The following is a 24,327-nucleotide window of genomic DNA, read 5'->3' on the forward strand; positions in this document are numbered from 1 at the left end:
CCGCCTCTCCGGGTGCCTCCCGGTGGACAATAGGGACATGAGTCCCATGGGGGAGTCCCGTCGCCAGGCGGAGGACGCGTGGTGGCGTGAGCTCTACGACGACGGCGAAGGCGACGAGCTGCTGGAACGCATGCCGGACGAGGCGGAGGCCGGTGAGGCGTTCGACGGCGTGTCCGGCGGGCCGCCGGGCGGTGCGCCGGGCGCCGACGCGAGCGCCGTCGAGGATGTGGCCGACGCCGTCGGCGACGCGCTCGGCGACCCGCTGCGCGACTCGCTGGACGCCCACTTCGCCTCCGCGCTCACCGCCTCCGGCGGCCCCCCGCAGTCGGCGGTGCCGCCCCAACTGCCGCGCGACGACCGGCTGTTGCCCGAGACGCAGCCGCAGGGCGAGGCCCGGCCGCAGCGTGAGCTGCCGTCCGACGAGTCGTCGCCCGACACCCTCCGGCTGCGCAGACCGCTCCTGCCCGAGCCGCGCGAGCCCGAGGCGCCGAAGCCCGAGGCGGCCGTCCCCGAGCCCACGCCGCAGCGCACGCCGGGCACCCCGGACGACGGCCCCCACGACGACCGCGCCCAGGACGACGACGCCTCCGGGCTCGGGCCCGCCGCTGCGCCGCCGCAGCTCGTGCACGTGGGCGACCGCCCGCCGACCTACGAGCCGGAGCCCACCGCCTGGCCGCAGGCCGACCCGGACCGGCTCGAAGCGCTCGAACCCGACACCGTGCTGGACGGCGCCCGCTACGGCGCGTTGACGCTGCGCGCGGTCTCGGTGCGCGGCGACTCGGCGCGCTACCGGGGCCGGGCGCGCTCCGACACGCTGCTGACGGCGCGGTTCGGCGGCGGGGCGGACGCGCTGCTGTTCGTCGCGGTCGCCTGCGGCACCAGGGCCGCCGGGGAGGACGGGCACCGTGCGGCGCGTGAGGCGTGCCAGGCCATCGGCGCGGCGGTCGGCCGCAGCCACGCCCGGCTCGCCGAGGACGTGCGCGCCGCCCGCCGCACCGCGCTCAGGTCGGGACTACAGCGCCTCGCGGACCGTGCCTACGGCAAGCTCCGTGCCGTGCCGGTCGGCGACCGGGGTGAGCCCGAGGGCGAACGGGGCGAGGGCGGGCCGGAGTTCGCCGCGTCGCTGCGCTGCCTGCTGCTGCCCGCGGACCCCGAGTGCGACACCCGGGTGTTCTTCGGCGTGGGCGCGGGCGGGCTGTTCCGGCTGCGTGACGGGGTGTGGCAGGACCTCGACCCCGACTCCGGTGCGGATCCGGGGGCGTTCCGCTTCCGGGCCTCGGCCGCCCGGCCCGACGACGTACTGCTGCTGTGCGGGGCGGGGTTCGCCGAACCGATGCGGGAGGTCCCGGCCCTCGCGGCCCGGCTCGCCGAGCGCTGGGGCCCGCCCCAACCGCCGCCGGCCTTGGCCGAGTTCCTCGCCGACGCGCAGACCCGGGTCAAGGGCTACGCGGACGACCGTACGCTGGTCGGCGTCTGGGAGGAGTGAGCCACCGCCAGCCGCAGCGTGAGGATCTGGAACGGCCGCAGCCGCAGCGCGAACGCCGCGCCCTGGCCGTCCGCGGGCACCCCGGCGCGTTCCGCCGCCCGCAGCGGCCGTTCCAGCAGGTCGGTCACGTCGGCGCGGGGCACGGGGAAGCGGGTGGTCAAGGTGGCGGTGACGCGGGTGCCGCGCGACTCGTAGAGCCGTACGACGACATCGCCCGAGCGGTCGTCGGCCTGCTTGACCGCCTCGACGGTGACGGCCGGGTCGTCCACCCCGATCAGCCCTTCGACGCCGCCGATGCCCGGTGCGCGCGGCAGCGTGGACGGGCTGTCCCCGCTCACCCGCAACGGCAGGTTGACCGCGAGCCCCTCGGCCACCGCGTCACCGGTGTCCGCGCCGGGCAGCAGCGCGTATCCGAAGCGGTGGACGCCCTGGTCGGTCTCCGGGTCGGGGCTGTGCGGCGCCCGCAACAGCGTCAGCCGCACCGTCGTCCCCACCCCTTCCGCGTGCGGCGCGCGGGTCACGTCGTGGCCGTAGGTGGAGTCGTTGAGCAGCGCGATCCCGTAGTCCGGCTCGGCCACCCGCACCCAGCGGTGCGCGCAGGTCTCGAACCGGGCCGCGTCCCAGCCGGTGTTGGCGTGCGTGGGGCGCTGGACGTGCCCGAACTGGATCTCGGAGGCGGCCTGTTCGGCCTGCACGTCCAGCGGGAAGGCGGCCTTGAGGACCTTCTCCGACTCGTGCCAGTCGACGACGGTGTCGATGTCCACGCGCCGCGCCCCCGCGCGCAGCACGATGTCCTGGGTGACGCGCGAGCCGTCGCCGACAAGGCGCACCACCCGGACCACCGCGCGCAGCGGCCCGTCCTCGGTCAGCTCCACCGACTCGGCGTCCGTCAGGTCGGTCCCGCGGCGCCGGTAGTGGCGGTCGATGTCCCAGGCGTCCCACTTGTTGGGGTGGTCGGGGTGCAGTTGCAACAGGTTGCCGCGCGTTCCCGGGGCCAGCGCCTCGCGCTCCGCGGCCTTGTCGCGCACCGAGGACAGCAGCCCGTCGCGGTCCACCACCACCCGCAGCGCGGCGTTCTCCAGCACGTGACCGCCGTCCGCGGCCGTCGTCGCGCGGACCCACGCGTCGCCCGGCGCCTCCCCGGCGACCGCCGCGCCCAGCGCGGGGACCGCGGCCCACGCCGTGCGTCCGTCCGGCAACGTCACCGGCTCGGAGCGGGCATAGGGCGAGGCGTTGAAGACCACCGGCGCTCCGGCGGGGGCGATCACCCGGACCGCGTCCGCGACCAGCGACTCCAGCTCCCGGCGCACCCGCTCGTACGTCTCCCGCGCCTCCCTGTGCACCCACGCGATGGAGGAGCCCGGCAGGATGTCGTGGAACTGGTGCAGCAGCACCGTCTTCCACAGCCGGTCCAGGTCGTCGTACGGGTAGGAGTAACCGGAGTCGGCCAGCGCGGCCGTCGTGGCCCACAACTCCGCCTCGCGCAGAAGGTGTTCACTGCGGCGGTTGCCGCGCTTGGTGGCGGCCTGCGTGGTGTAGGTGGCGCGGTGCAGCTCCAGGTACATCTCACCGGACCACACCGGCGCCCGCTGCCCGTACTCCCGCTCCGCGGCGGTGAAGAAGGCGGACGGCGACTCGACCTCCACCCGGGGCGAGCCCTCCAGCGACCGGGTGCGCCGGGCCTTCTCCAGCATCTCGCGCGTCGGCCCGCCGCCCCCGTCGCCGTGGCCGAACGGCACCAGTGAGCGGGTGGCGAGCCCCTTCTCCGCGAACTGCCGTACCGCGCGAGCCAGTTCACTGCCGCGGATGCCGCTGTTGTAGGTGTCGACCGGCGGGAAGTGGGTGAAGACGCGGGAGCCGTCGATGCCCTCCCACCAGAAGGTGTGGTGCGGCATGCGGTTGGACTGGTTCCACGACAGCTTCTGGGTGAGGAACCAGCGGATGCCGGCGAGCTTCGCCAGCTGCGGGAACGCGGCGGTGTAGCCGAAGGAGTCCGGCAGCCAGATCTCCTCGGTCTCCACGCCGAACTCCTCGCGGAAGAACCGCTTGCCATGAGTGATCTGCCGCACCAGCGCCTCGCCGCCCGGCATGTTGGCGTCCGACTCCACCCACATCGATCCCACCGGCGCCCAGTTGCCGCTCGCCACCGCCTCCTTGATCCGGCGCCAGATGTGCGGCTGGTGCTCCTTGACCCACGCGTACTGCTGCGCCTGGGAGCACGCGAAGACCAACTCCGGGTACTCCGTGGCCAGTTGGGTGACGTTGGCGAAGGTGCGGGAGGCCTTGCGGACCGTCTCGCGCAGCGGCCACAGCCAGGCCGAGTCGATGTGCGCGTGGCCCACCGCGCTCAGCCGGTGCGCGCTGGCGTGCGCGGGCCGCGACAGCACCCCGGCCAGCTCCGCCCGCGCGTCGGCCGCGGTGCCGGGCACGTCGTGCAGGTCGAGGGCGTCGAGGGCGAACTCGAGCGCCCGCAGGATCTCGTGGCGTCGCGGGTCGTCCGGCGACAGCTCGCGCATCAGCTCCGAGAGCACCTCGACGTCGAGCACCAGGTGCCACACCTCGTCGGACCGCACCGCCAGCCGCGCGTACCCGAAGCGGTACAGCGGCTCGTCGCCCGCCGTCAGCACGTCGCCCAGCCGGGTCGGCCGGAAGCCGTCGCGCAGCACGGCCGGGTTGGCCGCCGCCTCCAGCAGCAGCCGCACCGGCTCGCCGCCGCGCGCGGGGGCCGCGACGGGGACGTGCCGGTTGAGCGGGTGCACGCCCTTGACCGGCACGCCGTCCGCGTCGTACACCAGCCCCTCCGCCTGGAAGCCCGGCCCGTCACCGGCGAACCCCGGGTCGATCAGCACCTCCACCCGCCGGCCCGCCCACTCCCGCGGAACCTCGCCCTCGATCCGGAACCAGCTGGTCGACCACGGCGAGCCCCACGCCGTGCCCGGCGCGAACGGCTCGTAGCGCGCCCGCAGCGCCTCGGCCACCGGGACCGGCTCGCCCGGGGCGTGCCAGGCGCTCACCGCCAGGCCGGTCCACTCCGGGTGGACGGCGGGCCTGACGAACTGGTCGAGCGCCCGCTCCAGACGCCCTTCGACCAGCGCGCGGTCGTCGTGCATCGGCGGACCTCCTCGGGACGAAGGGACAGCGCGCTCCTTCCACACCCTTCCCCGGTCCGCCCCTCGGCGCACCCCCTCGTCCCGCTTGTCCGTTGTCCGCTCTTCGTCCGCTGCTGTCCGGAATCCAGCGATCGGGGGGAGTGGACCGTGAGGGGATGGGCATGAATCCCGCGACACTGTTCGAAGGGGGACCGAGTGGCGGGGGCGGATACGGAGCCGATGGATCGGGGCCCGGGCGACGTGCTCGCGCGGGACGGTGGACCGCCGTCCCGCCGGGTAGCCCAGGACGGGACCGTACGGAACAAGACGGCGCCGCGGGCCGGGACGACGAGCCGCAAGGGGGAGGCGCCGAACGACGCGGCGGCGCGGACCGGAGCCGGACCGGAGCGCGAGTTGCGGCACGAGTTGCGGCACGCGGACCTGCCGGCGGTGGCGGAGGTGCGACGGTTGTTACGCGACCGGCTCAGCCAGTGGAAGGTGCCGGACCTGATCGACACCGCGGAGCTTCTGGCCAGCGAGGTCGTCACCAACGCGCTGGTGCACACCGACCGCGGCGCGGAGCTGACCGCCCGGCTGACCGAGGGCGGCTGCCAGCGGCTGCGGGTGGAGGTGCGGGACTACGTGGCCAGGCGGCCCAAGGTGCGCCGGGCGACCGACCACGCGGCACACGGCCGGGGCCTGCTGCTGGTGCAGGCGCTCGCGGACCGGTGGGGGGTGCGGGCGCAGGAGGCCGGCAAGGTGGTGTGGTTCGAGCTGACGCAGAAGGCGAGCTGACGCGGGCCGTCCGCCCCGGCCCCGCCCACCCGTGAGCCCCGCCGTCCGTCCGGCGTGCCGGAAGGGGGCGGGGCTCAGGTCCCGGAGCGGTGACGCGGGGCGCCGTCGCGAGGGCCACGGTGCGGGGCGCTGGCTGGGCGCGGCAGCTCGGCGCGGCGCTCGGGGCGTCAGCCGAACTGCCGCTCCAGGTCCTTCAGTTTGGCCTCCAGCGAGTCCAGCCGTGGCAGCGCCTGGGTGTCGTCCTCGGCGGTCAGGTCGACCACTCCTTTGCCGGACGCGGCGGACGCGGCGGACGCGGCGGTCGCGCTCGGCCCGGGCGCGCCGTCACCGGAGACCGGCTGGAGCGCGGGGCGGCGGCGCACCGGAAGCTCGGCCGGGTCCCCTATGGCAGGCTCCGCGACGTCGGCCGGGGCGGCCGGGGTGCTCGCCGCGGGCAGCTCCACCTGGCGCCCGCCGCGCGGCCGGACCCATCCGCGCTGGTGCTGACGGGCTATGGCCTTGAGCCGGGCGCGTTCCAGGCGGTCGTGGTCGCGGCGGCGCAGCCGGTTCTCCTCGCGCTCCCGCTGGTCCTCGCGGACCTCCTCGACCGCCTCGTCGAGGGTGCGCACGTTCTCCAGCAGCATCAGCGACCACGCCTTGTACGTCTCGCGCGGCGCGCGCAGCCAGCGGACCATCCGGATCTGCGGCAACGGCCGCGGCACCAGGCCCTGTTCGCGCAGTGCCGCCCGGCGGGTCTGCTTCAGCGCGCGGTCGAAGAGCACCGCCGCCGACAGCGACATGCCCGCGAAGAACTCCGGCGCTCCCGCGTGGCCGAAACCGCGCGGTGCGTGCACCCAGTTGAACCACGCCGACGCCGCCGCGAAGGTCCACACCAGCAGGCGCGAGCCGAGCGCCGCGTCACCGTGACTGGCCTCCCGCACCGCGAGCACGGAGCAGAACATCGCCGCGCCGTCCAGCCCGAACGGCACCAGGTACTCCCAGCCGCCGGACAGGTCGAGGTTCTGCTGACCGAAGCCGACCAGACCGTGGAAGGACAGCGCGGCGGCCACCGCGGCGCAGCAGAACAGCAGCACATAGGAGGCGCTGCCGTACATGGCCTCCTTCTTGCGCCGCCGTTCCTCACCGCGCTCCCAGGAGTCCAGCGCGGCCTCCTGGGCGGCCTTGGCCTTGCGGCCGCGCACCACCACCAACGCGGCCGCCGCCAGGACCGCGAGGCCGACGACGCACGACAGCGTCCAGTCCAGCGATATGTCCGTAATTCTCATCTGGTCGGTCCCTTAAGTCATCTGTCTTCGCGCTGCGCGCCATCCTGACGAATGACCCGCGTTCTTGGGGTGGTTTCGGGACAAGTGAACGCCAATGAGCGGGTGTTTACCGGAAGGTGCGTGCCGAAGTATCGAACTCCCGCTCGCCACCAGGGGAGTTGATCCAATCCGGCGCACCTTATCAGGTGAGTTCCGGTCGTCCGGACCGTTGTCACGGGACGGCGCCCGATGGCCTGAGATGTCACTCCGGCACCCCCTCGCTGTTCGAAGTGGCACTTTTGTGATCGTTGGTGTTCGATCACCGTCGCCGGATGGTGAAATAGGGTGCATTCGCCCGAACGAGGGACGAGCCGACACGGCACGGACAACCGACAACGGACAACGGAACGAGGAGCGACCGGTGGAGCACGACCCGCGCCGACCCGGGGCAGAAGCGCGCCCGAGGGTGCCGGGCCAGGCGGGCCCCGGGGCCGCCCCCCGCCGGCACTCGCTGCGCGACCAGGTGCTCGGCGCCCTGCGCAGCGCCCTGGTCACCGGCGAGATGCGGCCCGGCGCCGTCTACTCCGCCCCGGTCCTGGCCGAGCGCTTCGACGTCTCGGCGACCCCGGTCCGCGAGGCCATGCAGCAGCTGGTGCGGGAGGGCGCCGTGGAGGTGGTGCACAACCGCGGCTTCCGGGTGGCCGAGCGCACCGGCCGCGACCTCGCGCAGCTGGCCCAGGTGCGGGCGCTGATCGAGGTGCCGGTGGTGCTGGAGCTGGCCCGCACGGTCCGCGCCGACCGCTGGGAGGCGCTGCGGCCGCTCGCCCAGGCGTCGGTACGGGCCGCGGCCGACGGCGACCGGGCCTCCTACGCCGAGGCCGACCGCGCCTTCCACCGCGCCCTGCTGGGCCTGTCCGGCAACGCCCAGCTGGTGACGGTCGCGGAGGAGCTGCACCGGCGGGCGCAGTGGCCGGCGGCGGACGGCGGGCCCCCGCACCCGGCCGGGCTGCTGGCGGACGCCACCGAGCACGAGGTGCTGCTCGACGCGCTCATCCGTGGTGATCTGCCGACCGTCGAGTCACTGATCCGGGAGCACTTCTCCGGCTCCGCCTGGGCCTGAGACGCCTGGGCCTGAGACACCTGAGCGGGGCCCGGCCCCGGCCTGTGAGCGCGGCCCGCCCGGCCTCGCCCGGACAGCGGTCACGCCTCGCCCAGCAGGTCCGCCAGCCACACCGGTTGCCCGCCCAGCAGCCGGAACAGCCGGGTCGCCTCCGCCCGCAGCCGCGCCGCCTCCGGCTCCGGCTCGACCTCGGCCAGCGAGACCAGCGCGGGCGGCGTGCCGATCAGGTAGCCCAGCTCCTCGCGGATGCGCAACGACTCGGCGAACCCGTGCCGTGCCTCGGCCACCTCGCCGTCACGCAGCGCGAGACCGGCCAGATGGCGCCAGGTGAACGAGCACAGCAGCAGGTCGCCGTGGGCGGTCGCGCCCGCGTGGGCACGGCGGTAGGCGGGCCTGGCGCGCGCCGGGTCGTCGGAGAGGTTCTCGGTGATCAGCCCGCGCCGGAAGTCCAGCAGCGCGCGGTCCGGCGCGCCGGGTCGCAGCAGTGCGGCGGCCCGCCCCAGCGCCGAGCGCGCCTCGTCGACGCGGTCGTGGACGTGCAGCACGGTCGAGGCGTACGCCAGGTGCCCGCGCTCGCAGGCGGCCCGCCCGCGTTCCTCGTCGGTGCGGGCGCTCGCCTCCGCGATCCGCAGCGCGTCCTCGGCCCGTTCCCAGCCGTCCGCGGTGAACAGGCAGCCCTCGATCAGCAGTGCCGCCCGGCGCAGCGCCGCGTGCGGGCCGGAACCGGTCAGCGCGGCGGCGGCCTCCGCCCAGCAGCCGCGGGAGCGCAGCCGCCACACGGCGGGCGGATCCTGCGGCGCCCCCGCCCAGGCGTCGTCGGCCGCGCCTTCCCGCGCCGCCCAGGCGTCCGCCACCGTTGCCTCCCCGTCGAGTCGTCGAGCATCTGGCCGTACGAACCGGAAAGCGCTGCGCGCAGTCCAGCACGCCGGGGCGGGCGGGGCCAAGGGGTCTGCCGGAAAGTGGGTGAACGGATTCACAAACGGCCGGATCCCGGCGGATCACGGCGATCACGGCGCCACACGCTCCGCCGGTCCCGCCGCATCCCGCCGGAGCCGCGCCGGGGGCCCGTCCGGTCACCGGTGGCGGCCCCGCTGCCGCGGGTCAGCTCATGCGCAGCGCGAGGAAGAAGTCCACCTTGTCCTCCAGCCGGGACAGATCCCGGCCGGTGAGCTGCTCGATGCGGCCGATGCGGTAGCGCAACGTGTTGACGTGCAGGTGCAGCCGGGTCGCGCAGCGGGTCCATGACCCGTCGCAGTCCAAGAACGCCTCCAGCGTCGGGATCAGCTCCGCGCGGTGGCGGCGGTCGTAGGCGCGCAGCGGGTCCAGCAGCCGCGCGGTGAACGCCCGCCGTACGTCGTCCGGGACGAACGGCAGCAGCAGCACGTGGGAGGCCAGCTCCTCGTGGCCCGCGACGCAGACCCGGCCCGGCCGGGCGGCGGCGACCCGGCGGGCGTGCCGGGCCTCCTCCAGCGCGCCGCGCAGCCCTTCGGCGGAATGCACGGACGCGCTCACCCCGATGGTCAGCCGCCCGTCGCCGTCCAGCCCGCGGGCCAGCGGGCCGCCCACGGCGCGCAGCAGTTCGTCGGCGCGCAGAGCGCGCGGCCCGGCCGACGCGTCGTCGCCCTCCTGGGCGCCGGGCACGACCGGCAACGGCAGCAGCGCCATCGCCTCCTCGTCGTCGTGCGCCACCGCGACGCGCTCCAGCGGGTCGCCGCCCGGGCCCGCCGGGTCCACCAGGATCTCCTCCAGCAGCGTCTGCGCCTCCGGGCCCCCGGAAGGCCGCTCGTCGTCCCAGTCGACCCTGGCCACCACGACCTGCCAGTGCGGCGCGGTGCCCGATCCCGGCAGCAGCACCGGCGCCGCCACCCGCAGCCGGGCGGCCACCTCGGCGGGCGGCGCCCCGGTCTGCACCAGCTCCAGCACCTCGTGCGCGAGACGGCGGCGTACCGCGCCCGCGGCGTCCTGGCGGTCGCGCTCGGTGGCGATCAGCTGGGTGACGCCGCCCAGCAGGTCGAGGCGTTGGGCAGACCACTCGCCCGCGTCGGCCTCGACCGCCAGCAGCCAGTCCGACAGCGGCGAGGCGCCCGGGCCCCCGGCGTGCCCCGGGCCGCCGGGGCGGATCGCGAAGAGCGAGAAGGTCCGCCCGCCGACGGTCAGCCGGTGCGGGCCGGGGCGGCCGGTGCGGGCCGAGGCCAGGTGCTCACCGGCCAGCTCGGCCCGTACCGGCGCGGGCAGCTCGGCCGCAGAGCCCGCGATCCGTCGTCCGGTGGACGACAGCACCCAGGCGCGCAGGTCCAGATCGGTGACGAGCAGGTCGAGCACCGCGTCGGGGCCGCCGCCCGAGGGCCCGGACGACATCAGCCTGCGGTGCCGGTCGACCACCGCCGCCAGATCGCCCGCCCGCTCGGTGGACACCTGCCGCACCACGTACTCGGTGATGGTCGCGAACGCCACGTCCTCGTCCACCGCGAACAGCGGCAGCCGGTGCCGCCGGCAGGCCTCCACCAGGTCCCGCGGCACCCCGCCGACCTCCGCCTCACCGGCCGCCAGCGCCGCCACCCCGGCCGCCGCCAGGCGCCGCACGAACGGCTCGGAGTCCTCGGGACCGCGCCGCCAGGCCAGCCCGGTCAGCACCAGCTCGCCCCCGGACAGGTAGCGGCTGGGATCGCGCAGGTCCGTGGTCATCACGCCGCGGACCGTACGGTCCAGCTCGTCCTGCCCGCCGAGCAGCCGCAGGCCCATCGCCTCGGTGTCCAGCAGTGTGCGCAGCCGCATCGGTCCCGCCTTGTCGCCGTGTCTCGGTCGTGTCGTCGTGAAGTCGTGTTGTCATGCCGTTGGGCCCGCCGTACCGCTGCCCCCGCGTGGCCGGATTCCGGCCTGCCCGGGTGAACGCCGCGACCATCCGGAACCAGGTCTTTCAGAGGAATCTACAAGGTGCGTCCGCCGACCGCCCAAGCGCTTCATGGTTTCGGTGACTGCACCGAACCGGCCACGCGGCCGTGTACTGGGCTCACACCACGTGAACAGGACATGAACTCCCCGTCCGTCAGCACCCCTCAGCACCCCTCAGCGCAACCGACGCACCACACGAGATCGAGAAGAGATCCCCCATGGACTTCCTGCGCCCCGCCAGCTGGGAGGAGGCGCTCGCCGCCAAGGCCGAGCACCCCACCGCTGTGCCGATCGCGGGCGGCACCGACGTGATGGTCGAGATCAACTTCGACCACCGCCGGCCCGACGTGCTGCTGGACCTGAACCGCATCGGCGAGCTGCACGACTGGGAGGTGGGCGAGGACACCGTACGGCTCGGCGCGTCGGTCTCCTACACCCGCATCATCGAGAACCTGCGGTCCGTGCTGCCGGGCCTGGCCACCGCGAGCCACACCGTCGCCTCCCCGCAGATCCGCAACCGCGGCGGCGTCGGCGGCAACCTGGGCTGCGCCTCCCCGGCCGGTGACGCCCACCCCGCGCTGCTCGCCTCCGGCTGCGAGGTCGAGGTGGCCTCGGTGCGCGGCACCCGCATGATCCCCATCGACGAGTTCTACGTCGGCGTCAAGCGCAACGCCCTCGCCCCCGACGAGCTGATCCGCGCGATCCACCTGCCCAAGGCCGACGGCCCCCAGCAGTTCTCCAAGGTCGGCACCCGCAACGCCATGGTCATCGCGGTGTGCGCCTTCGGCATCGCCCTGCACCCGTCGACCCGCACGGTGCGCACCGGCATCGGGTCCGCCGCGCCCACCCCGATCCGCGCCAAGGCCGCCGAGGAGTTCCTCGCCGCCGCGCTGGAGGAGGGCGGCTTCTGGGAGAACGGCAAGATCATCCCGCCCGCCGTGGCACGGCAGTTCGCGGAGCTGGTCTCCGGCGCCGCCAACCCCATCGACGACGTGCGCGGCTCCGCCTCGTACCGCCGTCACGCGCTGGGCGTCATGGCCCGGCGCACGCTGGGCTGGACCTGGGACGAGTACCGCGGCAACGAGAGGAGCGCACGATGCGCGTGACGTTCACGGTCAACGGCCGCGAGCAGGAAGCCGACGACGTGTGGGAGGGCGAGAGCCTGCTGTACGTCCTGCGCGAGCGGATGGGCCTGCCCGGCTCCAAGAACGCCTGTGAGCAGGGCGAGTGCGGCTCCTGCACGGTGCGCCTCGACGGCGTGCCGGTCTGCTCCTGCCTGGTCGCCGCCGGCCAGGTGCAGGGCCGCGAGGTCGTCACCGTCGAGGGCCTGGCCGACGCCGCCCGCGAGCGCGAGGGCCGCGCCACCGACGGCACCACGCTCGACCAGGCCAAGGGCTGGCAGGCCAAGCCGCAGGGTGCGCAGGCCGCCGAGCGCGGTCAACTCGCCCCGATCCAGCAGGCGTTCATCGACGCCGGAGCCGTGCAGTGCGGCTTTTGCACCCCCGGCCTGCTGGTCGCCGCCGACGAACTGCTGGAGCGCAACTCCTCCCCGACCGACGCGGACATCCGCGAGGCGCTGTCGGGCAACCTGTGCCGCTGCACGGGCTACGAGAAGATCCTCGACGCGGTCCGCCTGGCCGCCGCCCGCCAGGACGAGGTGGTCTGAGATGGCAGGAACGACCCGCACCCCGACCAACCTGACCCAGGGCGCCACGGCGGACGCCGGCATCGGCGCCTCCACCCTGCGCCCGGACGGCACGCTGAAGGTGACGGGGGAGTTCGCCTACTCCTCCGACATGTGGCACGAGGACATGCTGTGGGGCTTCACCCTGCGCAGCCCGCACGCCCACGCCCGCATCCTGTCCATCGACACCTCCGACGCCCTCGCCCAGGCCGGGGTCTACGCCGTGCTCACCCACGACGACCTGCCGACCGAGCACAAGAAGTACGGCCTGGAGTACACCGACACCCCGGTGCTCGCCGACGGCGTCGTACGCCACCACGGCGAGCCGGTCGCGCTGGTCGCCGCCGACCACCCGGAGACCGCCCGCCGCGCCGCCGCCAAGATCAAGGTGGAGTACGAGGAGCTGCCCGTCGTCCACGACGAGGCCAGCGCGCTCGCCGACGACGCGCCCGTGCTGCACCCCGGCCGCGACGACCACCACGCGCACGAGGTGCCGCACCCCAACATCGTCCACCGCCAGCCGATCATCCGCGGTGACGCGAACGCCGCCGCCCGGCGCGCCGACGTGATCGTCACCGGCGAGTACGAGGTCGGCATGCAGGACCAGGCGTTCCTGGGCCCCGAGTCGGGCCTGGCGGTGCCCGGCGAGGACGGCGGCGTCGATCTGTACGTCGCCACCCAGTGGCTCCACTCCGACCTGCGGCAGATCGCGCCGGTCCTCGGGCTGCCGGAGGAGAAGGTACGCATGACGCTCTCCGGCGTCGGCGGCGCGTTCGGCGGACGCGAGGACCTGTCGATGCAGATCCACGCCTGCCTGCTGGCGCTGCGCACCGGCAAGCCGGTCAAGATCGTCTACAACCGCTTCGAGTCCTTCTTCGGCCACGTCCACCGGCACCCGGCGAAGCTGTGGTACGAGCACGGCGCCACCCGCGACGGCAAGCTCACCCACATGAAGTGCCGCATCGTGCTGGACGGCGGCGCCTACGCCTCCGCCTCCCCGGCCGTCGTCGGCAACGCCTCCTCGCTCAGCGTGGGCCCGTACGTCATCGACGACGTGGAGATCGAGGCCGTCGCCCTCTACACCAACAACCCGCCCTGCGGCGCGATGCGCGGCTTCGGCGCGGTCCAGGCGTGCTTCGCCTACGAGGCGCAGATGGACAAGGTCGCCGCCGAACTCGGCATGGACCCGGTCGAGTTCCGGCAGCTGAACGCGATGACGCAGGGCACGATCATGCCGACCGGGCAGGTCGTGGACTCCCCGGCGCCCGTCGCAGAACTGCTGCGCCGCGTCAAGGCGTTGCCGCTGCCGCCCGAGAACCAGTGGGAGAGCGCGGGCCAGACCGCCGACGTGCGCGCCCTGCCCGGCGGGCTGTCCAACACCACGCACGGCGAAGGCGTGGTGCGCGGCGTGGGCTACGCGGTCGGCATCAAGAACGTCGGGTTCTCCGAGGGCTTCGACGACTACTCCACCGCCCGGGTGCGCCTGGAGGTCGTCGCGGGCGAGCCGGTGGCCACCGTGCACACCGCGATGGCCGAGGTCGGCCAGGGCGGCGTCACCGTCCACGCGCAGATCGCCCGTACCGAACTGGGCGTCCAGCAGGTCACCATCCATCCCGCCGACACCCAGGTCGGCTCCGCCGGATCGACTTCCGCCTCCCGCCAGACGTACATGACCGGCGGCGCGGTGAAGAACACCTGCGAGGCCGTGCGCGACAAGGCGCTCCAGCTGGGCCGGCGCAAGTTCGGCACCTTCCACCCCGCGTGGGCCACCGCCGAACTGCTGCTGGAGGGCGGCAAGGTGGTCACCGACGGCGGCGAGGTGCTCGCCGACCTCGCCGACGTGCTCGGCGACGACGTGATCGACCTGGAGCTGGAGTTCCGGCACCGTCCCACCGAGGCGTTCGACATCGTGACCGGGCAGGGCTTCGGCCACGTCCAGTACTCCTTCGCCGCGCACCGCGCGGTCGTGGAGGTGGACACCGAACTCGGCCTGGTGAAGGTGGTCGAACTCGCCTGCGCCCAGGACGTCGGCAAGGCGCTCAACCCGCTGTCGGTGGTCGGCCAGATCCAGGGCGGCACCACGCAGGGACTGGGCCTGGCGGTGATGGAGGAGATCATCGTGGACCCCAACTCCAAGGTGCGCAATCCCTCCTTCACCGACTACCTCATCCCGACCATCCTCGACACCCCGACCATCCCGGTCGACGTGCTCGAACTGGCCGACGACCACGCCCCGTACGGGCTGCGCGGCATCGGTGAGGCGCCGACGCTGTCCTCCACCCCGGCCGTGGTCTCCGCCATCCGCGCGGCGACCGGGCTGGCCCTCAAGCGGGTGCCGGTGCGCCCCGAGCACATCACCGGCGTCTGACCCGACGGCACCGCCCACGGTGCCGCCCAGCAGCTCCGGGCGGCGGTCGCGGATCTCGTCCCTTTCCGCCCCGCCGCCCGGTACGGCCTCCCCCACCTTCTGGCCGAGCAGTACTCGTTCGCCTCGGGCCGTCCCCCGGGTCGTGCGCATCCCAAATCCCGTGCCGCCGTGCGCGGGTGCCCCTGTGAACCTTGGGAGTTGCACCCATGACCCAGTCGCAAATCGAGCCGCCGGCGGTCGCGGAGGACGCGGGAGACGGCACACGCCAGCCCGCGGGCCGCTCCTGGCTCGACCGTTACTTCCACATCTCCGACAGAAGCTCGACGGTCGCCCGCGAGGTCCGCGGCGGTCTGACGACCTTCATGGCGATGGCGTACATCCTGCTGCTCAACCCCGTACTGCTCTCCGTTCCGGACGTCAACGGCCACCGCCTGCCGCACGCCGCGCTCATCACGGCGACCGCGCTGGGCGGCGCCGTCACCACGTTGCTGATGGGGTTCGTCGGCAAGGTCCCGCTCGCGCTCGCCGCGGGACTGAGCGTCGCCGGAGTGGTCTCCACCCAGGTGGCCCCGGAGATGACCTGGCCGCAGGCGATGGGGATGTGCGTCATCTACGGCGCCGTCATCGTCCTGCTGGTGGTCTCCGGACTGCGTGAGGCGGTGATGAACGCGATACCGCTGCCGCTCAAGCACGGCATCACCGTCGGCATCGGCATGTTCATCTCGCTCATCGGCCTGGTCAACGCGGGCTTCATCGGCAAGGGAGACCCGGTGGCGCTCGGCGTCGGCGGGCACCTGACCGGCTGGCCGGTGCTGGTGTTCTGCGTGACGCTGCTGACCATCTTCATGCTCCAGGCCCGCAAGGTGCCCGGCGCCATCCTCATCGGCATCGTCTCCGGCACCGTGCTCGCCGCGATCCTCCAGGCCGTCGGCGCCACCCAGGCCAAGGACTGGGGCCTCAACGTCCCGGCCCTGCCGCACAACCCGGTCTCCATGCCCGACTTCTCGCTCTTCGGCCACGTCGAGTTCGGCGGCTGGGGCAAGATCGGCGGGATGACGGTCGGAGTGATCGTCTTCACCCTCGTGCTGGCCGGGTTCTTCGACGCGATGGCCACCATCATCGGCGTCGGCACCGAAGCGGGACTCGCCGACTCCCAGGGCCGCATGCCGGGCCTGAGCAAGGCGCTGTTCATCGACGGCGCCGGCGGCATGATCGGCGGCGCGGTCGGCGGCTCGGGACAGACCGTCTTCATCGAGTCCGCGACCGGCGTCGGCGAGGGCGCCCGCACCGGCCTGTCCAGCGTGGTCACCGGCCTGCTGTTCGCCGCGGCGCTGTTCTTCACCCCCGTCGCCTCGATCGTGCCGGGACAGGCCGCCGCCGCCGCGCTGGTGGTCATCGGCTCGATGATGATGACCAACGTCCGGCACATCGACTGGACCGACCGCTCGGTGTCGATCCCGGTCTTCCTGACCGTCGCCCTGATGCCCTTCACCTACGGCATCACCCCCGGCGTCGGCGCGGGCGTCATCTCCTACTGCGCCATCAAGGGCGCCCAGGGCAAGTGGCGCGAGCCCAGCGTCCTGATGTGGATCCTGTCCGTCGTCTTCGTCGTGTACTTCGCCCTCAACCCGATCCAGAGCTGGCTCGGGGTCCACTGACCCCGGCGGCTCCCTTCAAGGAGTGGCACATCATGCTGGACATCGCTGACGAGTTGCGCCGCTGGTACACGGCAGGGCGGCCGTTCGCCGTCGCGACCGTGGTGGCGACCGGCGGCAGCGCGCCCCGCCAGCCCGGCGCCGCGCTCGCCGTCGATGCCGAGGGCCGTGCGATCGGCAGCGTGTCCGGCGGATGTGTGGAGGGCGCGGTCTACGAACTGTGCCGGGAGGCCCTGGAGACCGGCACCCCGGTGCTCGAGACCTTCGGGTACTCCGACGAGGACGCCTTCGCGGTCGGCCTGACCTGCGGTGGCGTCATCGACATCTTCGTCCAGCGGGTGGACCCGGCGACCATGCCGGAGTTCGGTGCCGCGCTGGAGGCGGCGGGGGAGGGGGAGCCGGTCGCGGTCGCCCGGGTCGTCAAGGGCCCGGGCGGCCTGCTGGGTTCCGCGCTCGTCGTCCCGTCCGGGGACAACGGCGGCCGAGGAGGCTTCGGCGACGCGGAGCTGGACGCCACCGTGGGGGCCGAGGCCGCCGCCATGCTGGACGCGGGGCGCACCGGCACCGTCGAGGTCGGCGCGGACGGCAGCCGCTGCGGTGAGCCGCTGACGCTGCTGGTCGAGTGCCGCGTCCCGGCGCCGCGCATGCTCGTCTTCGGGGCCATCGACTTCGCGGCGGCGGTGGTCCGCATCGGCACGTTCCTGGGCTACCGCGTCACCGTGTGCGACGCCCGCCCGGTGTTCGCCACGGCGGCCCGCTTCCCGCAGGCCGACGAGGTGGTGGTCGACTGGCCGCACCGCTACCTCGACTCCCAGACCCTGGACGCGCGCACCGTGCTGTGCGTGCTCACCCACGACGCCAAGTTCGACATCCCGCTGCTGGAGCGGGCGCTGCGGCTGCCGGTGGCCTACGTCGGCGCCATGGGATCGCGCCGCACCCACCTGGACCGCCTGGAGCGGCTGCGCGAAGCCGGCCTGACCGAGCTGGAGTTGAACCGCCTGCGCTCCCCGATCGGCCTGGACCTGGGCGCCCGCACCCCGGAGGAGACCGCGCTGTCCATCGCCGCCGAGATCGTCGCCCACCGGCGCGGCGGCTCCGGTGCCCCGCTCACCGGCGCGCACACCCCCATCCACCACGACACCGCACGCGGGCGCACCCGGGTGGGATCGGCGGCGTGAGGCCCTGGCGCCGCCAACCGCCCCCCGTCAGCGGTAGTTCAGCTCGGCCATCTCGGTGGCGAGCCTGGTGCGGAACGTCGGGACGCGGCCCAGCAGCGGCAGCAGGGTCCCGCGTGCCATCCGGCCGCCCGCCCCGCGCAGGGTGGCGAAGCGCGTCAGGCGGTCGGTGAACGCCACCACCCGCTCGGCGACCGGCCGGCGCAGCGCCTCGTAGGTGTCCACGCGGTCCTGCGCGATCGCCCGGCCCAGCGCGTGGCCGTCCTGGATGCCGGTGTTCATGCCCTGGCCGCCCGCGGGGCTGTGCACGTGAGCCGCGTCACCGGCGAGCAGCAGCCGCCCGGCGCGGTAGCGGTCGGCGACCCGGTGGTGCACCCGGAAGCGCGAGGACCACCGCACCTCGTCGATCCGCAGCTGCCCCGGCACCCGCTCGTCCATCACCCGTTGCACGAAGGCGAGTTCGGGCCGCTCGGGCGCCTCGTCCACCGTGGCCACCACGCGGTAGCGGTCGCCGGGCAGCGGCGCGACCAGCGCGAGGCCCCGCTCGTGCAGCAGCAGCGCCACCGTCTCGCGCCCCGGCGCCCACCGCGCGCGCACGTCCGCCAGCACGAAGGACTCCCCGTACGAGCCGCCGGGGAAGCCGATGCCGGCCGCCTCCCGCACCACGCTGTGCATCCCGTCGGCGCCCACCGCGTAGGCGGCGCGCAGGGTCTCGCCGGTGGCCATGGTGAGCGTGACGCCGGCCTCGTCCTGGGCCACGCCCGCCACCTCGTACGGCCGGTACGCGTCGCCGCCGGCCCGCCGCAGGGTCTCCAGCAGCACGCCCTCGGTCGTGTCCTGCGGCACCAGCAGCGCGTACGGGAACGGTGTCGCGAGCCGCGAGAACGGCACGTTCAGCAGTTCCCGGGTGCCCTCCCGGACGCTGAAGCGGTCCACCGCGAGCCCTCGGGACGTCAGCTGCCTCGCCGCGCCCAGGCTGTCCAGCACCTCCAGGGTGCGGGCGTGCACCACGGCGGCGCGGGAGGTGTTGGCGCCCTCCGCGAGCCGGTCGAGCAGGACGAAATCGACCCCGGCCCGGGCCAGGGTGAGGGCGAGCGCGAGCCCGGTCGGCCCGGCGCCGACGATGGCGACCTCGGTGCGCTCCGGCAGGGCGGGGCGGCCGGCGGCGTGTGCGGTCGTGTCCATGGTGGTGCCCCCTTTCATGATGCCAACGATTGTTGGCCAACGTCTGTTGTCATGGTGCGCGGAGCCTCGCCATGAAGTCAACAGGTGTTGGCCCACGAATGTTGGCCTACAGTTGTTGACGTGAAGACGACCAACGAGGACCAGCCACTCGCGGGCGGCCGGGACGCCGAAGGGGCCCGGCGCTCGGACCGCACGCGGGCCGCGATCCTGCGGGCCGCGCGCGAGCGCTTCGCCGAGCACGGCTTCGAACGCACCACCATCCGCGCGGTCGCGGCCGACGCGGACATCGACCCGTCGATGGTCATGCGCTACTTCGGCACCAAGGAACGGCTCTTCGACGCAGCCCTCGACATCGACCTGCGCCTGCCCGACCTGGCCGGCGTACCCCTGGCCGGACTGCCCGAGCTGCTGGTGCGGCACTTCCTCGACCGCTGGGAGAGCGACCCGCCGGACGACGGGCTGCTGGTGCTGCTGCGCTCGGCGGTCACCAACGAACGCGCCGCCCGGCGCACCCGGGAGATGTTCGCCGCGCAGGTCGCCCCCGCGGTGGCCGGAGTCCTGCCACCGCGGTCCGCGGCCCGCGTCGGGCTGGTCTCGGCCCAGCTGCTCGGGCTCGCCCTCACCCGCTACCTGCTGCGCATGCCCGCGGTGACGGAACTGTCGAAGGAGGAGATCGTGGAGACGCTCGCCCCCGCCATCGCCCGCACGCTGGGGCTGTAAGGGGCGGACGGCGTAAGGCGCCAAGGGGTGCGGCGCGTTACGGAAGCAGGCCCGCGCGCCGGGCCGCGACGACCGCCTCAAGGCGCGTGTGCGCGCCCAGCTTGCGCATGGCCGACCGCAGATACGCCTTCACCGTCTCCGGGCGCAGCCCCAGCCGGTCCGCCACGGCGGCGTTGGTGGCGCCGCGCGAGACGCACGAGAGCACGTCCACCTCACGCGGGGACAGCGCCACGTCGCGGTCCCCGCGCGCCGTTCCGCCGCACGCGCTCTCCAACCGGGCGCAGGCGGCCAGCAGTTCGCCCCGCAGCCGGGCGTCCGGCACGTCGTGCGCGAGCGTCCGCAGTTGCGCGTGGGCGGCCCGCACCTCCTCCCAGGCGGCCGGGGCCGCGGCGCGCAGCCGGTCCGCGTCGTCGCGCGCCGCGATCGACCGCTCCAGCCCGCCCGCGGTCCGCACGGCCGCAGCCAGGGCGCGGTCGCCCAGGGCCGTGGGCTCGCGCAACGCCGCGTAGAGCACCGCGCGCACCCGGCGCCGTACCACCACCGGCACGGCGAGCACCGACCGCAGGCCCTCGGCGGCCACCGCCGCGTCGTACTCGTGGCTGATCGCGCGGGACGCCCGGTAGTCGGTGACCGCGACCGGCCGGGCCAGCGCGATCGCCTTGCCGCCCAGCCCGCTGCCCGAGCTGATCGCCAGCCCGCGCAGCGCGCACGTGGTGGTGCCGACGAGCTGGGAGATCCGGAACCCTGCCCCCTCGCCACCGGGCGCGCGGGCCGCCGCCGGGGCGCCGTCGCCGGTCAGGCCGCCGAAGGCGATCGGCAGGCCGCAGGAGCGCGTCAGGGCGGCCAGCGCCTCGCGCACGTCGGCGGCTTCGTCCTGCCGGGCCTGTTCCCGGGCCTGTTCCTGGGCCCGCCCGGCTACGCCGTCGGTGCGCATGGCTGCCTCCTGACCCCGGTCCGCACGGCTCGCGGGCCACCCCCGTTCGGGGGTGGTGAGACGTGGATCACTCGTCGCACGATGTCACTGCGACGTTACCGCTGCATGGAGGCCCCCGTGACCGCACCTTCCGCCGCCGAGCCCGAGCCGTCCTACGCGAGCGGGACGGGCACCACCCCGCTGCTGGGCGACACCATCGGCCGCAACCTCGCTCGGGCCGTGGCCGCCCACCCCGACCGCGAGGCCCTCGTCGACGTGCCCAGCGGCAGGCGGTGGACCTACGCGCAGTTCGGCCGCGACGTGGACGTGCTGGCCCGGGCCCTGCTGTCGCGGGGCATCGGCAAGGGCGACCGGGTCGGCATCTGGGCGGTCAACTGCCCCGAGTGGGTGCTCACCCAGTACGCCACCGCCCGCATCGGCGCCATCCTGGTCAACGTCAACCCGGCCTACCGCACCCACGAACTGGCCTTCGCGCTCCGGCAGTCCGGAGTGCGGCTGCTGATCGCCTCAACCGTCCACAAGACCAGCGACTACCGCGCCATGGCCGCCGAAGTGCGCGGCGAGTGCCCCGAGTTGCGCGACGTGGTGCACATCGGCGACCCCTCGTGGGACGAGCTGGTGGCGGACGCCGGGCGCACCGGAGCGGAGCGGCTGGAAGCCGTCGCCGCCGGCCTCAGCTGCGACGACCCGGTGAACATCCAGTACACCTCCGGCACCACCGGCTTCCCCAAGGGCGCCACGCTCTCGCACCACAACATCCTCAACAACGGCTACTTCGTGGGGGAGTTGGTCGGGTACACCGAACGGGACCGGGTCTGCCTGCCGGTGCCGTTCTACCACTGCTTCGGCATGGTGATGGGAAACCTGGGCGCCACCACGCACGGCGCCTGCGTCGTGATCCCGGCGCCCTCGTTCGACCCGGCGGCGACACTGCGCGCGGTCCAGGACGAACGGTGCACCTCGCTGTACGGAGTGCCGACGATGTTCATCGCCGAACTCGACCACCCGGACTTCGCCTCCTACGACCTGTCCACGTTGCGCACCGGCATCATGGCGGGCTCGCCGTGCCCGGTGGAGGTGATGAAGCGGGTGGTGGACCGGATGCACATGGCGGAGGTCGCCATCTGCTACGGCATGACCGAGACCTCCCCGGTCTCCACCCAGACCCGCCGCGACGACGACCTGGAACGCCGCACCGGGACGGTCGGCCGGGTGCTGCCGCACCTGGAGGTGAAGGTGGTCGACCCGGCCACCGGTGTCACCGTCCCGCGCGGCGAGCCCGGCGAACTGTGCACTCGCGGCTACTCGGTGATGCTCGGCTACTGGGACGAGCCCGAGCGCACCGCCGAGGTGATCGACGCGGGCCGCTGGATGCACACCGGCGACCTCGCGGTGATGCGCGAGGACGGCTACCTGGCGATCGTCGGCCGCATCAAGGACATGATCATCAGGGGCGGCGAGAACGTCTACCCGCGCGAGATCGAGGAGTTCCTCTACACCCACCCGAAGATCGCCGACGTCCAGGTGGTCGGCGTCCCCGACGAGCGCTACGGCGAGGAGATCGTGGCCTGCGTCATCCCGCGCGACCCCGCCGACCCGCCGACGGCGGACGAGCTGGCCGCGTTCTGCCACGGCAGGCTGGCCCACTACAAGATCCCGCGCCGGCTGCGCCTGGTGGACGCCTTCCCGATGACGGTGAGCGGCAAGGTCCGCAAGGTGGAACTGCGCGAGGCGGCGGCGCGCGGGAACGCCTGAGGCGCGCGGGACGGGCGCGTGGCGCCCGGCCCACCACCGGCTGCGGGAACGACGATCCGCATACCGGTCTCCGGACGGCCGGGTGCGACGGCCGCGACACCGAGAAGCGACGGCCGCGACACCGAGAAGCGACGGCCGCGACGCCGAGAAGGGGGAGCGCGAACACCGAGCGGAGCCTGACCGGTGCTGAACCGATGAGCTGACCGCGGTCCCGGCGACGGCCGGCCGACGCGGGCGCCCTCCGCGGGCGCCCGCGTCGACCGGCCGTCGCGTCGTGTCCGGCGCGTCTTGACGCCTTCCCGGCCCGCCCGTAGATTCATTCCATAAAGTAGAAACGCTATTCCGTATGGCGGAAGTTGGGCGCTTCGTCACGGCAGGCGTGGTCGACACGGGAGGGCTCAATGCCTCGGATGACCGCCGCTCGCGCGGCAGTGGAGATCCTCAAGAAGGAAGGCGTGACCCACGCGTTCGGTGTGCCCGGCGCTGCGATCAACCCCTTCTACGCCGCCCTGAAGGCGTCCGGCGGAGTCCGCCACACGCTGGCCCGGCACGTCGAGGGCGCGTCGCACATGGCCGAGGGCTACACCCGCACCCACCCCGGCAACATCGGTGTGTGCATCGGCACCTCGGGCCCGGCCGGGACCGACATGATCACGGGACTGTACTCCGCCACCGGTGACTCCATCCCGATCCTGTGCATCACGGGCCAGGCGCCGACCGCCGTGATCCACAAGGAGGACTTCCAGGCCGTCGACATCGCCTCCATCGCGGCGCCGGTCACCAAGAAGGCCACCACCGTGCTGGAGGCCGCCCAGGTGCCGGGCGTCTTCCAGCAGGCGTTCCACCTGATGCGTTCCGGGCGTCCCGGGCCGGTGCTGATCGACCTGCCGATCGACGTGCAGCTCACCGAGATCGAGTTCGATCCCGACACCTACGAGCCGCTGCCGGTCTACAAGCCGGCCGCGACCCGCGCGCAGGTCGAGAAGGCCGTCGCTCTGCTCAACGCCTCGCAGCGCCCGCTGATCGTCGCGGGCGGCGGAGTCATCAACGCCGACGCCTCCGACCTGCTGGTGGAGTTCGCCGAGCTGACCGGCACGCCGGTCATCCCGACCCTGATGGGCTGGGGCGCCATCGCGGACGACCACGAGCTGAACGCGGGCATGGTGGGCCTCCAGACCTCGCACCGTTACGGCAATGCCACGTTCCTGGAGTCGGACTTCGTCCTCGGCATCGGCAACCGCTGGGCCAACCGCCACACCGGCAAGCTGGACACGTACACCGAGGGCCGCACCTTCGTGCACGTCGACATCGAGCCCACCCAACTCGGCAAGATCTTCGCGCCCGACTACGGGATCGCCTCGGACGCCAAGGCGGCGCTCGAACTGTTCGTCGAGGTGGCCAAGGGGCTGAAGGCGAAGGGCGAACTGCCCGACCGCAGCGACTGGGCGGCCTCCGCGCAGGACCGCAAGGCCCGCCTCCAGCGCCGCACCCACTTCGACAACGTGCCGATCAAGCCGCAGCGCGTCTACGAGGAGATGAACCGCGCCTTCGGCCCCGAGACCCGGTACGTCACCACCATCGGCCTGTCGCAGATCGCCGGCGCCCAGATGCTGCACGTCTACAAGCCGCGGCACTGGATCAACTGCGGCCAGGCGGGCCCGCTGGGCTGGACCATCCCGGCCGCGCTCGGCGTCGCCACCGCGGACCCGCAGGCCACGGTCGTGGCGCTGTCCGGCGACTACGACTTCCAGTTCATGCTGGAGGAACTGGCGGTCGGCGCCCAGCACAACATCCCCTACGTCCACGTGCTGGTGAACAACGCCTACCTCGGGCTGATCCGGCAGGCGCAGCGCAACTTCGACATCGACTTCCAGGTCAACCTGGAGTTCGAGAACGTCAACACGCCGGAGATCGGCGTCTACGGCGTGGACCACGTGAAGGTCGCCGAGGGCCTGGGCTGCAAGGCGATCCGGGTGACCGAGCCCGACCAGCTGCTGCCCGCCTTCGAGGAGGCGAAGAAGCTGGCCGCCGAGTTCCGCGTCCCGGTCGTGGTCGAGGCGATCCTGGAGCGGATCACCAACATCGCGATGAGCGGCTCGGACATCGCGAGCGTCAACGAGTTCGAGGAACTGGCGACCGAGCCGGGCCACGCCCCCACCGCGATCCGCCAGTTGACGGTGTGAGCGAGGGGCCGCGGCCCCACCGTGTGATCCCGGCGGGCGGCC

17 protein-coding genes are annotated in these 24,327 nt (G+C 73.7%); 11 read left to right on the plus strand and 6 right to left on the minus strand.

Annotated features, from left to right (window positions below):
- The first annotated feature begins 37 nt into the window (after positions 1-37).
- Positions 38-1,486, plus strand: a complete 1,449-nt coding sequence (locus CK485_RS21265) for a protein phosphatase 2C domain-containing protein (protein ID WP_109453473.1) — start codon at positions 38-40, stop codon at positions 1,484-1,486.
- On the opposite strand, the gene CK485_RS21270 is transcribed toward CK485_RS21265, so the two are convergent.
- A complete protein-coding gene (locus CK485_RS21270) occupies positions 1,444-4,596 on the minus strand; it encodes a glycoside hydrolase family 38 C-terminal domain-containing protein (RefSeq protein ID WP_109453474.1) in 3,153 nt (1,050 codons plus the stop codon). The genes CK485_RS21265 and CK485_RS21270 overlap by 43 nt on opposite strands.
- Positions 4,597-4,815: 219 nt before the next feature.
- Between CK485_RS21270 and CK485_RS21275 the strand changes: the two genes are divergently transcribed.
- A complete protein-coding gene (locus CK485_RS21275) occupies positions 4,816-5,370 on the plus strand; it encodes an ATP-binding protein (protein ID WP_109453475.1) in 555 nt (184 codons plus the stop codon).
- A gap of 167 nt (positions 5,371-5,537) precedes the next feature.
- Here CK485_RS21275 and CK485_RS21280 read toward each other — a convergent pair whose 3' ends face one another.
- Positions 5,538-6,635: a DUF2637 domain-containing protein gene (locus CK485_RS21280; protein ID WP_109453476.1), complete on the minus strand. Its 1,098-nt coding sequence runs from the start codon at positions 6,633-6,635 to the stop codon at positions 5,538-5,540.
- 445 nt (positions 6,636-7,080) lie between these two features.
- Here CK485_RS21280 and CK485_RS21285 point away from each other — a divergent pair, with 445 nt between their 5' ends.
- Positions 7,081-7,734: a GntR family transcriptional regulator gene (locus tag CK485_RS21285; protein WP_241968590.1), complete on the plus strand. Its 654-nt coding sequence runs from the start codon at positions 7,081-7,083 to the stop codon at positions 7,732-7,734.
- 80 nt (positions 7,735-7,814) lie between these two features.
- Here CK485_RS21285 and CK485_RS21290 read toward each other — a convergent pair whose 3' ends face one another.
- Together CK485_RS21290 and CK485_RS21295 are read right to left on the minus strand one after the other, a co-directional pair.
- Positions 7,815-8,513, minus strand: a complete 699-nt coding sequence (locus CK485_RS21290; protein WP_109454308.1) for a hypothetical protein — start codon at positions 8,511-8,513, stop codon at positions 7,815-7,817.
- 322 nt (positions 8,514-8,835) lie between these two features.
- Positions 8,836-10,509, minus strand: a complete 1,674-nt coding sequence (locus tag CK485_RS21295; protein ID WP_109453478.1) for a PucR family transcriptional regulator ligand-binding domain-containing protein — start codon at positions 10,507-10,509, stop codon at positions 8,836-8,838.
- Between the two features lie 335 nt (positions 10,510-10,844).
- On the opposite strand from CK485_RS21295, the gene CK485_RS21300 reads away from it, so the two are divergent.
- From CK485_RS21300 to CK485_RS21320, 5 genes are all read left to right on the plus strand, one after another.
- A complete protein-coding gene (locus CK485_RS21300; RefSeq protein WP_109453479.1) occupies positions 10,845-11,732 on the plus strand; it encodes an FAD binding domain-containing protein in 888 nt (295 codons plus the stop codon).
- Positions 11,723-12,292, plus strand: a complete 570-nt coding sequence (locus CK485_RS21305; protein WP_109453480.1) for a (2Fe-2S)-binding protein — start codon at positions 11,723-11,725, stop codon at positions 12,290-12,292. Before CK485_RS21300 ends, CK485_RS21305 begins: the two co-directional genes overlap by 10 nt.
- Before the next feature lies 1 nt (position 12,293).
- Positions 12,294-14,678, plus strand: a complete 2,385-nt coding sequence (pucD, locus tag CK485_RS21310) for a xanthine dehydrogenase subunit D (RefSeq protein ID WP_109453481.1) — start codon at positions 12,294-12,296, stop codon at positions 14,676-14,678.
- A gap of 206 nt (positions 14,679-14,884) precedes the next feature.
- Positions 14,885-16,336 (plus strand): NCS2 family permease, encoded by a 1,452-nt coding sequence (locus CK485_RS21315; RefSeq protein ID WP_109453482.1) that lies wholly within the window; start codon positions 14,885-14,887, stop codon positions 16,334-16,336.
- A gap of 32 nt (positions 16,337-16,368) precedes the next feature.
- Complete coding sequence (locus tag CK485_RS21320; RefSeq protein WP_109453483.1) at positions 16,369-17,511, plus strand: XdhC/CoxI family protein; 1,143 nt, start codon at positions 16,369-16,371, stop codon at positions 17,509-17,511.
- A gap of 27 nt (positions 17,512-17,538) precedes the next feature.
- Here the strand turns inward: CK485_RS21320 and CK485_RS21325 are convergent, their stop codons facing one another.
- The gene (locus CK485_RS21325; protein ID WP_109453484.1) at positions 17,539-18,693 is read right to left on the minus strand and encodes an FAD-dependent monooxygenase; all 1,155 of its coding nucleotides are present in this window, start codon (positions 18,691-18,693) and stop codon (positions 17,539-17,541) included.
- 120 nt (positions 18,694-18,813) lie between these two features.
- On the opposite strand from CK485_RS21325, the gene CK485_RS21330 reads away from it, so the two are divergent.
- Positions 18,814-19,413, plus strand: coding sequence for a TetR family transcriptional regulator (locus tag CK485_RS21330; RefSeq protein WP_241968515.1), 600 nt, complete (start codon positions 18,814-18,816; stop codon positions 19,411-19,413).
- Between the two features lie 37 nt (positions 19,414-19,450).
- Here the strand turns inward: CK485_RS21330 and CK485_RS21335 are convergent, their stop codons facing one another.
- On the minus strand, positions 19,451-20,272 hold the full coding sequence (locus tag CK485_RS21335) for a helix-turn-helix transcriptional regulator (protein ID WP_241968591.1): 822 nt from the start codon (positions 20,270-20,272) through the stop codon (positions 19,451-19,453).
- A gap of 192 nt (positions 20,273-20,464) precedes the next feature.
- On the opposite strand from CK485_RS21335, the gene CK485_RS21340 reads away from it, so the two are divergent.
- Complete coding sequence (locus CK485_RS21340; protein ID WP_199239464.1) at positions 20,465-22,102, plus strand: AMP-binding protein; 1,638 nt, start codon at positions 20,465-20,467, stop codon at positions 22,100-22,102.
- A gap of 401 nt (positions 22,103-22,503) precedes the next feature.
- The gene (gcl, locus tag CK485_RS21345; RefSeq protein ID WP_109453488.1) at positions 22,504-24,285 is read left to right on the plus strand and encodes a glyoxylate carboligase; all 1,782 of its coding nucleotides are present in this window, start codon (positions 22,504-22,506) and stop codon (positions 24,283-24,285) included.
- Positions 24,286-24,327 lie beyond the last annotated feature (42 nt).

Source organism: Streptomyces sp. ICBB 8177 (assembly GCF_003144095.1).
Taxonomy (GTDB): Bacteria; Actinomycetota; Actinomycetes; order Streptomycetales; family Streptomycetaceae; genus Streptantibioticus_D.